A 13,551-nucleotide genomic window follows, 5' to 3' on the forward strand; every position below is an offset into this window, starting at 1 on the left:
TAGGTTTATTTAAATAAATATCCTACTCGTTTCCTTTTAAGTCTTCTTCAAAAGCATCCATAATTCCTTAGTCATGGGTCTGATGAAGAGGCGTGGCTATTCATCCGCTTGCATCAATTGCACCTTCAAAAGGATGCTCGATCACTGATTTTATGTAAAAAAAAGAGAGACGGAAACAGCGAATGTTTCCATCCCGCGTCCCGAACTCTTTTCCAACGAAGTGTCCGTTTTGCTATCAAACCATTACCCAAATCAACAGCAGGTTTCTTTCACGATAAGTTATACGCTTTCACCAACGTTCTCGCTCCTCCCCGTCTCAACTTCTTTCGCATCGGCAAGGGGAATTGTTTTGAACACAAGGAATACCGACTCGCCCAGCTGAAAGTAATCCGTAAGGTCCGTATCAACCTGCCTGCTGCCTCCCGCTGTCTGCACCGTGTAACGCATTGCTTTTCCTTGATATTGACGGTTTGTAATTGTTCCTGGTATCTCGCCGCCATCCCGACGAATGAAAAACTGTTCTGGTCGAACTGGGTAAATGGACTCCTGTTTCAATTCCTTCGACACACCGAAATCCGGCCAAGAGATGTGCGCAGCCTCTTCTGGAAAAAAGCGCCGTCCCTGCCAGCTGCCCTTCAGCAAATTTGCCTTGCCGACAAAGTGAGCAACAAAGCTTGTGCGCGGATGTGTATAGATTTCCTGCGGCGTTCCAATTTGTTCAATCGAGCCTTGATTCATCACAACAATGCGATCGGCCATCGCAAGTGCTTCACCCTGATCATGCGTCACATAAACGATCGATGTGCCGGTCAAACGGTGGATTTCTTGCAATTCGCTGCGCATCGCAATGCGCAACTCAGCATCCAAACTGCTCAGCGGCTCATCCATAAGCAATACTTTTGGCTCCGGGGCAATCGCCCGGCCAAGCGCAACGCGTTGTCGTTGACCGCCGGATAATTCAGCGGGCATTCGACCAGCTAAATCTTGCAATTTAATTATTTTTAATACGTCATTGGTGCGCTGCTCCATATTCTTTCTTAACGATTGATTGACAAACTGATGGTGTTTCAACGGAAATTCAATATGTTTGCGCACCGTCATATGCGGCCAAAGCGCGAACGATTGAAAGACCATGCCGATATTTCGTTTTTCAGTAGGCAAATGGTGTTTCGGGCTGCTAACCTTGTTTCCTTCCATTTCAATGGTTCCTTCAGAAGGCGTGTCAAATCCGGCAATCAGACGAAGCAACGTTGTTTTTCCACACCCGGATGGTCCCAGAATAGCCAGAAACTCGCCATCCTTAATCGTTAAATTAATGCGTTTCAACGCTGCAAAACGAGCAAACCTGCGCCCAACATTCGTGATGTTAATGGACATGATGTCCCCCCTCTTTTCGTCTCCAGAGTGTTTGCGCCAAAGCTAACAGGGCAAAACCGATCAGAATAATCAGTACAATCAAACTGGAAAATGCGCTAGAAAGCATGGTATAACCAGCTTGTTCATAGCTAAAGATGACCACCCCGATTGTTTTCGACTGCGCTGAATACAGCAGCGCGGAAACGGTTAGTTCCGTAAGCGCCGTCAGAAACAGCAAAGCAGCGCCACTTAAGATTCCCGGCAGAAGCAGCGGAATTAAGATTTTGCGCCATTTCGTCCATCCCGTTGCCCCGCTGACGTGCGACGCTTCTTCCATGGACACGTCAACTTGAAGCACCGCCGTCACGCTCCCCCTCACCTGCAAGATAAGAAATCGTGTGAAATAAGCAAGAAACAAAATCGTCATCGATCCATAAATACCGGGGTTCCAGCCGGGAATCGGCTCCATCCAGACAAAAATCATGGATAACGCCATGACCGTGCCTGGAAGCGCGTAAGGCAAACTCATAAATGTTTCACTCATCTTCAGCCAACGCGACGGTCTGCGCACCTGGTTGTATGCAAAAAGTGTCCCAATCACTGACCCAATCAGCGTAGTGACCAATGCGAGTTGAACACTGTTTCGAATTGCCAGCTGCGTGTCCGGACTCTCAAACAGAACGAATCCGTAATTTTTCAAACTCAAATTTTGCATCGTGAAGGTTAAGCCATAAGCAGGAAGCAAAGAAGTCATCATCATTGCCAGAAAAGGAACCATTGCCGTTGCAATAAAGAACAACCAAACCGTACACTCCAAAAACCGCTGTGAAAACCCGGAAAGTTGATCACGTGGCTGCCGATCAATGCTGGCTGTGCTGCCAACTTTAAACATGCGCTGCAGCAGCCATTGACCGAGCATCCCAATAAGGGCCAATACGCCAAGCAGTACCGAAAAGACCGAGGCGCGCCCAAAAGCATCGGGGCCGAAGCCAATCATTTGTTGGTAAATATGCGTGCTGAGCACGCTAATATGGGCCGGAATCCCCAAGAAAGCAGGAATACCGAAATTATCCAGTCCCGCGAGAAAGGCGAGAAAAGCACCGCTGGCAATACCAGGAAGTGCCATCGGCAAGGTCACCTTGCAGAATGTCACGCCTTTCGAAGCGCCGGATGCCCGGCACGCTTGCTCCATTTCCCGAGGAATTTTCCTTAAAACATTTACCGTAAATAAATAAACGAGCGGATAATGCGTGATCCCAAGAATGAAGATCATCCCGGTATAGCTGTACAGATTCCATAGATGCACTTGTCCGGGAAGCAGTGCAAGCACTTGGGCCAAAATCCCATTTTCGTTAAAGAGTTGCGTCCATGCGAGTGTCGTAATATAAGACGGAATGATAAACGGCAGAACAATAAACAGCTGCATTAATTTCTTCCCACGTAGGTTGACATAGGCCATCAGCCAGGCAAAAAAGAGTCCTAGAATCGTAGCGAGCACCGTTGATCCGGTGCTGATCACCAGCGTATTTGCCACCACTTGCCACGTCAACGGATCGCTAAAAATACGCTGATAGTTTTCAAGTGAAACGCCATGTTCCGAAGTAAACCCAAGTGCAACAAGGCGTGCAATTGGCCAGACAAACAGCATCACCAGACCTAAGAACGCAACGGTTCGAATAGGAAAAGAGAGCCAGATTGCTCTCGGCTCAACACGTCCTTTTCCATAGAAGAAAAACGGTGGGTGGTTCATGAATACGGGTCACTCCCTCTCACTTGCCGAACACGTTCGTAAATTGCTCTTTATCGGCGCTTCTGGACTCATTCAGCTGCTTAATCTCTGCATTCAATACATTAAGCTCATCAATATTTTTCAACCCTTCCGGTGCCTGAACGCCTGGACGAATCGGTGTATAACCAAGGCTGGAGGCGAGCACTTGTCCTTCTTTAGAGAGCACGAAGTCAACAAAAGCTTTCGCCGCTTTTTCATTTTTTGCATTCTTCATAATTCCGATCGGCTCAGTAATTACTGGAGATCCTTCAGAAGGATAAATCAGTTTGATCGGCGAACCTTGTTTCGCTGCATTGGCAACCACAAAATCAACCACCATTCCATATGCCTTATTGCCGGATGCAACAGCCTTCAGTACGTCGCCATTGCCTTGAACCACGGTGATTTGGTTTTTCTTAAGTTCCTTATAGAAGTCCCAACCCAGCGCGTCATCTCTCGTGAACACACCCAGATTATATGCGGCGGCTCCCGAGTAGAGCGGACTTGGCATGATCGCCTGTCCCTTTGTTTTTGAATCGGTCAGCACGTCCCATGAGTCCGGTGTTTCCTTCACTTTGTTTGTGTTGATTGCAAGTGCGGTTGCCATGACTTTTGTCCCTGTATAGTACCCATCGGCGTCGACCAATTCTTTTGGAAAATCAGCGGCTTGCTTTGATTTGTAGGCCAGAAGCAAATCTTCATCTTTAAGCGTTTCAAAAGTAACCGCATCAGCAAGCAGAAGCACATCAGCCTGAACGTTGCCAGACTTTTTCTCCGCTTGTATTTTGCTCATTACATCTTCGGTTCCTGAGCGAAAGACATTGACTTTAACCTCCGGATACTTTTTATTAAAAGCTGCAACAAGTTTCTGCTGATCCATATCCGGCTGCGAGGTATAAAAGTTCAGTGTCCCCGACAAGGTGTTTTCTTTTTCACTGCTGCTGTTGCCTGAGCTTCCCGTTGATTGAGACGTGCCGCACCCAGCAAGAATGCTGATTGATAGTAGCGCAACAATGACATACTTAACGATTTTCATGAATAAATGCCTCCTTTGAGCGGTTAAATTCCTTAAACCATTGACTCATCTGATCCATTCTTCGTTTTCCATTTTTTCCAATTTGAACTGGAGTGATCGTGACATAACCATCTTTCAAATGAATAAAGTCCGAACCCTTGGTCAGCTCATCCAGTTGCTGGTAGTTGTCTTTGAGCCAGTAATAAACATTGCCGTATGGGTCATTCATGCCGACATATTGATAGCGCGACACGGACAGATCGAGTGGCGCAACTTTTACACCTCTGCAGCATTCACGCGTCGTATAGGGCAGATTGACATTTAAAAAGAAGTCTTTGGGAATCGCATTTCGAACAATAATTTCACTGATTTCGTAGACGAGCTGCTGAACGTTCTGATAGTTGATTTCACGTCCGTCAAAAGTAGCGAGCGACATGGAAACGGCCGGAATACCATAGAGAGTAGCTTCAACGGCACAAGCGATGGTTCCCGAATAAAAGACATCTCTGCCGATGTTCGGGCCAAGATTAATGCCTGAGAAAACAATATCCGGTTTTTCCTTCATCAGCACTTCAATCCCCATCTTGACGCAATCCGCCGGTGTCCCATTCACTGCCCATGCCGATATGTTGGCAGGAAAAATGTTCAGCGGGGTCGCTTTAATCGGGTAGCGGAGTGTAATGGAGTGACTGACTCCGCTCTGTTCGCGATCCGGACAAACCACACAAACCTCACCCAGATGCCCGAGTACATTAACCAGTGCCTCAACCCCAGGCGCAAAAATACCATCATCATTCGAAATAAGAATTTTCAAAGAAGCATCCCCCTCGCCGCTGTACCCATCTGCTTGATAAACTCAAGATCTTGTTGGAGAATCTCGTGTGTCGCGCTCAGATCAAACCCTTCGAGAACCACCGGGACATCCACGGTTTGTAAAAAAGGAAAAAGGACATCCATCGGCAATGCTCCTTTGCCGAGCGGTACGTGGTAGCGCTCAGAACTTGAGTCGCTGAAATGAATCTTGCTAACTCTGTTTAAGCGTTTAAAGGACGCTAAACAATTTACTTTCAAAGGAACATGAGCAACGTCAAAAGTCGTTGTGACCGATGGCGGCAACGCGCTCAGCAATTGATTGACCATTTCCGGGGTTGTCACAAATTCTTTCGCGGTGGGTTCCATCATTTCGATAGAAAGCGTCACTTGCAGCTGCTCTGCGCAGTTTGCCAGTTTTGTTAGGCTGTCTATCAACCACGTCCATTGAAGTTCTGAGAGCTGCGGCAAAGTATAATGTCCGGGATGAACGGTGACGTTAGGAGCACCAATGCGTCGCGCTAAGTCCATGGAGCGTTCAATTTCCCGAAGCGATTGCTGCCGTACCGATTCATTAAGCGCGCATAGATTCAGATCCCAGCTTGCCGCATGCAGCGTCAGTTCTTGCTGATAACGCGCACGTGCTGCTGCTATAGATGATTCATCCGTACCATGCTGCCATACCTGTTCCGCCCAAACCTCAACACCTGAAAATCCCAGATGGGCCGCCAAAGCAATCACTTCGTCAACTCCGTTGTCCCAGCAGAGCGTTGATGACAGATACATCTGAATCCCCTCCTTTCCCGTTCATGCGAATTTTTCGCAGCGCTCAGCTGCTTGTCTCTCCTTTTCTTAATCTGCTTATCGTACCTTTAATGATAGAGAAGAATTTTTAACCCCGATTAAATAAAAACAGGTTTTACTGTATCGTTTTTGTAAATAGCCAAAAGAGATTATGAAAGCGGAAAGGCGAAACCATTTCGCCATAAGCACGGTTCGATCAACATTTATCTGCACCACGGTTATGATCAGATCTGAATTTTTGTTAACGGAAGGTTAAGGATTTACATTTTTTTAATATTCAGCAGCAAAGATGCAAAGAAGTGAGCGAATGAGAAAATGCAATCTTCGCGGCATAAAAAAAGCTTCTCCGTCCACGCGCAGATGCGCGAAACAGAAAAGCATCAGTAAAATTACTGGAGTTAAAAGGATTGAATCCATCGAATTGATTAAGCACGCAGGGACACGGCGAGTCGTCCGTTTTGCTGCTGCACGGAAACGCGATAGTCATAAAATTCACTCATAGTTTCGGGCGTCATGACGTCGCGTGCCGCACCGGATTGAAAGACGGCCCCTGCTTTGATCAGGAGTGTATGATCAAAGCAAGGCAGAAGTTCATCAACATGATGGGTTACAAAGATCATTGTTGGTGCTTCCTCTGAGCCCGCCAGTTGTGCAACAAGAGCCAGTAAATGTTCTCTGGCAAACAGATCCAGCCCATTGCACGGTTCATCCAAAATTAACAGTTCAGGTTCCGCTATCAAGGCGCGGGCAATCAGCACGCGCTGTTTCTCACCTTGCGACAAAAGACCAAATGCTCTGCCCGCAAACGATGCGCAGCCCAGCTTCTGCAATAACTCATGCGCCTTCTCGCGCTCGTTGGACGATACCTGATCGTAAAGACCAATGGAGGCGAATTTACCGCTCAAAACAATCGTTTCCGGTCGTTCATCTGCCCTGAATTTATCAACGAGTGCAGTGCTTACCCAGCCAATTTTCTTGCGCAACTCGCGCAAATCGCATGTTCCGAACGGACGATTGAGCACGGACAACGTGCCGCTTGTCGGCCAGATGTAGCCGTTAACCATTTTCAGTAAGGTTGTTTTTCCTGAACCATTCAGCCCAACCAGCGACCAATGCTCCCCTTTGTGCACTTGCCAATCGACATGTTTCAGAACGGTATGATCTGCGCGTACCCAGCTGATATTTTTCGCATCAATAATCATTCAGCGTTTCCCCTTTCAAAGCGTGCCGACCTTTGAAACAGATTCTGCAGCCATGTGTTGAATCTGCGGCAATTCCTCCGGATCGGCATTGCCTCCGCTGACAATTAAACCGGCGTGCTGGCCGCGCACATCAACCCGGCCGGCAAGTACCGCCGCAAGTGCTGCGGCGCCGGCACCTTCGACAAGCAGTTTGCTGCGTTCAAGCATGAGTACCATTGCCTGGGCAATCTCTGAATCAGAGACGGTGACGAGATCGTCAAGATAGCGTTGGATGACCGGAACCGTACGTTCACCAGGACAATCAACCAATATGCCCTCAGCGATGCCTGGCGTTTGTCGATTTGCCGACTTGTTCTCGTGATGAAAACAATTATACATCGCCGGTGCGTGATCCGATTGAACACCGATCACGCGTACACTCGGCCGAACACTCTTCAGATAGCAAGCAGTTCCTGCGGCAAGACCGCCGCCTCCGATTGGTACAAGTACCGTATTCAGATCTGAACATTGCGCCAGCATTTCTGCTGCAACGGTGCCTTGTCCAGCAATCACTTGATTATCGTCAAATGCATGAACGAAAACAGAATGATTTGTCCGGCAGTCCATGCGCGCGGCTTCGTACGCTTCCTGGTAGGATGCACCCGCAAGTACAACTTCTGCGCCATAAGCGACCGTTGCCCGAATCTTAGCCTTAGGCGTTTGTTTGGGCATAAAGATTCGTGCCGCAGCCCCGCGTCGTGCTGCTGCATAGGCAATGCCTTGTGCATGATTACCGGCAGAGGCGGTGACAACACCGCGACTCAGCGCTTCATCAGACAAATGAGCCACTTTGTTAAATGCGCCGCGAAGTTTAAATGATCCGGTTCGCTGCATATTTTCCAGTTTCAGATGCAGATGCGCCCCGCTAAAGCGGTTCAATGTCGCCGATTCTATCAGCGACGTCCGATGCACAACAGGCATCAGCGTTTCACAGGCTTCTTGAATTGCTGCGAGCGACACATAATCCCCAATGTTCTTCACCCTTTCTCCCCTTTCGGGTCAACCCCACATTTTATTGTGCAACGTTTGCTGTAATGTCCTCACTGTCCTGCTTGCCTTCTTTAACAAACGGCATCAACTTGCGCAGTTCGCGTCCCACGCGTTCAAGCTCTGAATTGTTTTCTTTTTGCTGCAGTGAGTTGAACATCGGGCGGCCAACTTTATTTTCAAGCACCCAATCGCGAGCGAATTTGCCGGACTGGATATTTTCAAGGACTTTTTTCATACGCGTTTTTACACCGTCGTCGATCACATAACGTCCAACCGTAAAGTCACCGAACTTGGAGGTATCGGAGCATGAGTAACGCATCCCGGTCAAACCGTTCTCGTAGATTAAATCGGTGAGCATTTTCATCTCGTGACAGGTCTCAAAATAAGCATTTTCCGGCTGATAGCCTGCTTCAACAAGTGTTTCAAATCCAGCTTCGATCAAGTGTGTCAGACCGCCCATCAGCACCGCTTGTTCGCCGAAAAGATCCGTTTCCGTCTCTTCCTTGAATGTGGTCTTCAGCACACCGGCACGCGCTGCGCCAAGCCCTTTCGCCCATGCGAGCGCGAGTTCTTCCGCTTGACCGGATGGATTTTGCTGCACAGCGTAGAATGCCGGTACGCCGCCACCATTCAGATATTCACGGCGGCAGAAATGGCCTGGACCTTTAGGCGCAACCATGAATACATCAACATCCTTCGGTGGCACGATTTGAGTGAAGTGGATATTGAAGCCATGCGAGAATGCAAGTGCATTGCCCGGTTCAAGTCCTTCCTCAACTTCCTTGTAATAAACCTCAGGCTGACGTTCGTCCGGCAGCAGCAGCATGACAACGTCTGCTTCTGCCGCTGCTTCCCGTACCGTTTTTACCGGAAATCCATCGCGTTCCGCTTTTTCCCAAGATTTTCCTGGCCTTACGCCGATCGTCACGGAGAAGCCGCTGTCACGCAAGTTCTGAGCCTGTGAGTGTCCTTGCGAGCCATAGCCCATGATCGCTACTTTTTTCCCACGCAGTACATTTTCATTGATATCTTTGTCATAGTAAACCTTTGCCGTCATTTTCGTATACCCCTTTTCTTTTTTGTCTATTGCCAATAGTTAAATTGTTTTAGTTAGACGCGTCCAGCGATCCATTCTTTTCGCTGCATGGCGCAACGTCATACACATCAATCAGCTTTGCTGCCTGGCTGACAAACCGCTTCAGCTGGGTTGCGCTTTCTGCTGTCAGCGTCAGGTGCATGTAAAAATGCTTGCCCTGACGTTCCGCGTTCATGTTGACAATCGACAAATTGCCACGTCCAAGCAACATCGTGACCCGCGCCAGAACATCAGGGTTCGTTGCCGTTTCAACCCGTACTGTCTGCTCCATCTGTTCACCCTCCCGTCATTTCCATCAATCCTTTGCCAGGAGGAACCATGGGCGTCACATTTTCCATCTGCTTCACCCTGCAATCAACCAATGCCGAAGCATCCGTTGCAAACACCGCTTCAACGGTTTCGGCAACCTGAGCCGGATCGGTCAAACGCCGCGCGCGGATCCCGTAGCTTTCCGCGAGCCGGACAAAATCAGGCTGCATTTCCGGAATCGATTCCGCATAACGTTTGCCATAAAAGGATTCCTGCCATTGCCGAACCATTCCGAGCGTATGATTGTTTAGAATAAAAATTTTCACAGGCAGTCTCTGTTCGGCAATGACTGCCAACTCTTGAAGCGTCATCTGAAAACCGCCGTCGCCGAGAATCGCCGCCACCTTCGTCTGTGGGCAGGCAACCTGTGCACCAATGGCCGCCGGGAGACCGAATCCCATCGTGCCCAAACCACCTGAACTGACAAATTTCCCAGGCCTTTCGAAACGGTAATATTGGGCCGACCACATTTGATGCTGTCCAACATCCGTTGCAATGATGGCGTCCGGGCCAGCAAAACGGCAAATCTGCTCAATAACAAATTGTGGCAGCAATTGATGGCTTGCCTTCACAGGATCATATTGCAGCGGATGCGCATCGGCATAACCGTGCAAATGATTCAGCCAATCGCGATGACTGGGCAAGGGCACAGCCAAGACTTGTTTCAACTGAACGAGTACCGTGCCGGCATCGCCGACAAGACCAAAATCCGTTTTGACCACTTTACCAATTTCCGATGGATCAATATCGACATGGGCGACTTGAGCATTCGGCGCAAATTTTTCAAGATTTCCAGTCAATCGGTCATCGAAGCGCGCGCCGACATTAAGCAGCAGATCGCATTCGGAAAGTGCCATGTTGGCGGCAAACGTTCCGTGCATCCCGCCCATACCAAGAGAAAGCGAATGCGATGCTGGGAAGCTGCCGAGGCCAAGAAAGGTGGTCACCACCGGCAAATGGCAATGTTCGGCGAAATGGCGAAGTTGCTCGGATGCTCCAGAATGAAGCACACCGGCGCCGGCCAGTAGTAGCGGACGATCTGCTTTCACCAATGCGTCTGCTAGCTGCAACACCACGCGGCCATCCGCTTGCTTGGGCACATGATAACCCGGAAGCTGAACCGTACCGGGCGGCTCCGCTACTTTTTCCGAACTCCCGGCACAAATGTCCTTGGGCAGATCGACCAGAACCGGTCCCGGCCGGCCGCTCGCCGCCAAATAAAAGGCTTCGGCAACCACTCGCGGTAATTCACTGACACTACGGACGCGAAAATTATGCTTGGTCGCCGCCGCAGTCATGCTGACGACATCGGCTTCCTGAAACGCGTCGCTGTTAATTGCCCGGCGTGTTACCTGACCGGTAAACACAACCAGCGGCAGCGAGTCGATCAGCGCATCCATCAATCCGGTGACCAAATTCGTCGCACCAGGCCCGCTCGTTGCCAGCACGACTCCCGGTTTCCCGGAAACCCGGGCATAGCCTTCAGCTGCATGTACGGCACCTTGCTCGTGCCGCGTCAGCACATGACGCATGCGCTGTCGATAAACCGCATCGTAAATTGGCAGTACCGCACCGCCCGGATAGCCGAACAGCACCTCTGTCCCCGACCGCTTGATTAATCGGAGCAGCAGATCAGCGCCCGTTTCGGTACGCCGTTCTGTTTTTTCAGTCATTTAGGTTCCTCCTCTCTTTTTCTGATTGCCTTTTTGTTTCTGAGGCTCTTCATCCTTCTCTGTGTTTGGCCTCAATTGCCCCACTTTCCGGTTTGGTTTCGAAAACCGAAGCGGAAATTTTTGGGGTTGGCACACATGTTAATCACTTAAGAAAAATCAGTCAACCCCCTCTTATCCATTTTTTCCATAGGTTTTTGGGTGCTCTTATGGAAGAAAAACAGCTTAAATTTTTTTCGGAATTTTCTTGTGCGATCAAAAACACTTGTCTAACAATGATTCGAGCAGAGCAATACCAGCACAGCATGAGCGCCTGTAAACGACTGGCCCGTGTGACTCAAACCTGTGTATGAGCTTTCTTAACGGGCTCCGCCACGTCGATTAAAAATAACGGCAATTTTTTGATTATTTTCTGTTGACACAAATTTTCAAGCGTGCTATAGTGACAATACTAAAATTTTGACAATTCCGGTTAGGAGCCATTTGCTATGAATCGTCCATTACAACGCATGGTTAAAGCTATTCTTATTATTAGCTAGGGTCCCGGCATCCGTTGACAACTAACGAATGCTTGGACCCCGATTCGCGTTGAATGGGTTCAGGCAAAGCCGCCCATTCAAACGAATGGGCGGCTTTTTATTATGCTTATTAGAAACAAGGAGGCAGTTTTCGATGAACCGTTCCTACGGTAGGAAACCAAACGTACAAATGCATGTCCGATGGTTATTATTCCGTTTGTTCTGCAGTATGCTTGTCCGTCCGTGTGCTCGAGAAAATGCGATGCGCAACGTTCAAAGATTAGATGCGCCTGTTCGGTTCTTGCAGGCAGCATTTCTGCAACTGCGTGCAGCAGTACACGTTTTACTGAGCCAACAGATGTTGCGTTCATTCTTCCTGACTCGCCGCAAAGCGGCAGCTTTCGAAGACATGTCATTGTTCTCCGCGAGCGAACCACACCATGCAAAATCAGCAGTTAAAAACCGGGCTGCTACCCGCCCGGCTATTGATCGCCTGATTCAATGGCGTCAACCCATCATGAGAAACGGCAGCGCATGGCATCAAAACCCGGTACAGAAGCTCACCATGATTAATGCTGACAAGGAATTGCTCATCACGCGGATTCTGAAAAAGATCAACCGTTTCGATCCGCGTGCAGGTTGTAGGCACGAATGTCACGTTCACGATCCACGCCATTACATGCTGCAACCATCGAACGCGTTAACGCGTGTGCTGCGCGCTCTGCCCTAGCTACCCAACACCAGAATGCGACTGTCCTGTTCAATTGAAGATCTGATTCAGCGCACAATTATGCGACTTTGGACCTTGCGCAGATTCTCGCCGCCGCCCAGCTTAAACGAAAAGTCGTTTCCCCGCTGCTTGACAAAAGCGTGAAAATTCTTGATCCATCCGACTACTTTCTGTTCACGGAATTCTTCAATATTATATAGGAAGATTCTTTTTTTGAGCAGACAATTTTCTCGTAACACTCATACGTTTAACAGTGCACGAAGATACTGGTCGATCTCTTATTTCTCAGGAAAAGCTGCAGTCGGTCATCATGAATCCGAATCTGATTCCGCGTGACGAACAAAATAAAGCGTAGTCATTGACAGAAGTCCCTATCCTTTCCCCCATGTATTTTCGAAACGGATAAAAAATAAAAAATGGCCGCCCCTGTTAGAGATCAACCATTTTTTATAGTTCGTATTGTTCCTATTCCTGTAGGGATTCTTTTGGATTCGCCCCATAACTGTTTTCCTTATCCTGAGTATCTGTGCAGAAATAAACGATCAAAACAATCCATCCTAATACAGGTATAATTCCGATCAGCTGCCACCAACCCGTTTTTCCAATATCATGAAGACGTCGAGCGCCAACTGCTAAAGCGGGAATCAAAACAGCTAAATTATACAAAGTGGAAAAAACCCGCAAACCGTTTAGAATGAATTTATCAATCAGTTCTACAAAAATGGCAATAAAAAAGTTAACTAATACAAACATCCAAAATTCCGTTCGCGTCGCCCGGCCACTAAAACCAACATAATTCTTAATTACATCAACATACCAATGCATCGAACCACCACTTTCACCAAATTTGGTTAAAAGACTATTGATTAATAATGATGTAATTATAACTTATGATCCCACTTAAAAAACCGCACAAATCATGCGTGATCCCGCATAGTTTATGCGGGCGACCATACGTGGTCATGCGCGCTCCCGCATCGATTGTCGGTCAGCTAATGTCGAGCACACGAAAGCTGTCGCAATCACTGTGCATTATGACTGTGAAAAAGATGGTCATTTGACCATCTTTTTTGCGTTTTCTGGCTTTACTGATGCTTATAGTTCTTTATAAACTCTTGTGATGGCTGAAAATCCAACTTCTGATACAAGGCATCTCCCATGCCAAACCACTTAGCGAAATCCGACACCCTGAACGCGACCTGTGACCAAGAGGCGCACGCACATTACCTTTTCATTTTCAAACC

General features: G+C 48.3%; 12 protein-coding genes. 1 reads left to right on the forward strand and 11 read right to left on the reverse strand.

From position 1 onward, the window contains the following. Positions 1 to 279: 279 nt before the first annotated feature. The 10 genes from AA84_RS16920 to ilvB form a co-directional block, all read right to left on the reverse strand. Positions 280 to 1,377, reverse strand: coding sequence for an ABC transporter ATP-binding protein (locus AA84_RS16920; protein WP_051577776.1), 1,098 nt, complete (start codon positions 1,375 to 1,377; stop codon positions 280 to 282). Then, positions 1,367 to 3,106, reverse strand: coding sequence for an ABC transporter permease (locus AA84_RS16925; protein ID WP_051577778.1), 1,740 nt, complete (start codon positions 3,104 to 3,106; stop codon positions 1,367 to 1,369). Before AA84_RS16925 ends, AA84_RS16920 begins: the two co-directional genes overlap by 11 nt. Positions 3,107 to 3,125: 19 nt before the next feature. Then, positions 3,126 to 4,160, reverse strand: coding sequence for an ABC transporter substrate-binding protein (locus tag AA84_RS0102345; RefSeq protein ID WP_028975856.1), 1,035 nt, complete (start codon positions 4,158 to 4,160; stop codon positions 3,126 to 3,128). Next, a complete protein-coding gene (gene surE / locus AA84_RS16930; RefSeq protein WP_051577779.1) occupies positions 4,147 to 4,953 on the reverse strand; it encodes a 5'/3'-nucleotidase SurE in 807 nt (268 codons plus the stop codon). Before surE ends, AA84_RS0102345 begins: the two co-directional genes overlap by 14 nt. Continuing rightward, a complete protein-coding gene (locus AA84_RS0102355) occupies positions 4,950 to 5,735 on the reverse strand; it encodes a sugar phosphate isomerase/epimerase family protein (RefSeq protein ID WP_037562729.1) in 786 nt (261 codons plus the stop codon). The genes surE and AA84_RS0102355 overlap by 4 nt, the downstream gene beginning before the upstream one ends. Positions 5,736 to 6,178: 443 nt before the next feature. Then, positions 6,179 to 6,955 carry an ABC transporter ATP-binding protein gene (locus AA84_RS0102360; RefSeq protein WP_028975858.1) on the reverse strand — a complete coding sequence of 259 codons (777 nt, stop codon included), beginning with the start codon at positions 6,953 to 6,955 and terminating at the stop codon, positions 6,179 to 6,181. 15 nt (positions 6,956 to 6,970) lie between these two features. Beyond that, positions 6,971 to 7,975, reverse strand: coding sequence for a threonine ammonia-lyase (locus tag AA84_RS0102365; RefSeq protein WP_236628054.1), 1,005 nt, complete (start codon positions 7,973 to 7,975; stop codon positions 6,971 to 6,973). 31 nt (positions 7,976 to 8,006) lie between these two features. After that, a complete protein-coding gene (ilvC, locus tag AA84_RS0102370; protein ID WP_028975860.1) occupies positions 8,007 to 9,041 on the reverse strand; it encodes a ketol-acid reductoisomerase in 1,035 nt (344 codons plus the stop codon). A gap of 49 nt (positions 9,042 to 9,090) precedes the next feature. Next, positions 9,091 to 9,351, reverse strand: a complete 261-nt coding sequence (locus AA84_RS0102375) for an ACT domain-containing protein (RefSeq protein WP_028975861.1) — start codon at positions 9,349 to 9,351, stop codon at positions 9,091 to 9,093. A 4-nt stretch (positions 9,352 to 9,355) separates the two neighbouring features. Continuing rightward, positions 9,356 to 11,062 (reverse strand): biosynthetic-type acetolactate synthase large subunit, encoded by a 1,707-nt coding sequence (gene ilvB / locus AA84_RS0102380; RefSeq protein ID WP_028975862.1) that lies wholly within the window; start codon positions 11,060 to 11,062, stop codon positions 9,356 to 9,358. 669 nt (positions 11,063 to 11,731) lie between these two features. On the opposite strand from ilvB, the gene AA84_RS0102390 reads away from it, so the two are divergent. Next, positions 11,732 to 12,307, forward strand: a complete 576-nt coding sequence (locus AA84_RS0102390) for a hypothetical protein (protein WP_028975863.1) — start codon at positions 11,732 to 11,734, stop codon at positions 12,305 to 12,307. 465 nt (positions 12,308 to 12,772) lie between these two features. On the opposite strand, the gene AA84_RS0102395 is transcribed toward AA84_RS0102390, so the two are convergent. Further along, a complete protein-coding gene (locus AA84_RS0102395; RefSeq protein WP_028975864.1) occupies positions 12,773 to 13,132 on the reverse strand; it encodes a DUF805 domain-containing protein in 360 nt (119 codons plus the stop codon). Positions 13,133 to 13,551 lie beyond the last annotated feature (419 nt).

The sequence above is a fragment of the Sporolactobacillus terrae DSM 11697 genome (assembly GCF_000648615.1).
Lineage (GTDB): Bacteria > Bacillota > Bacilli > Bacillales > Sporolactobacillaceae > Sporolactobacillus > Sporolactobacillus terrae.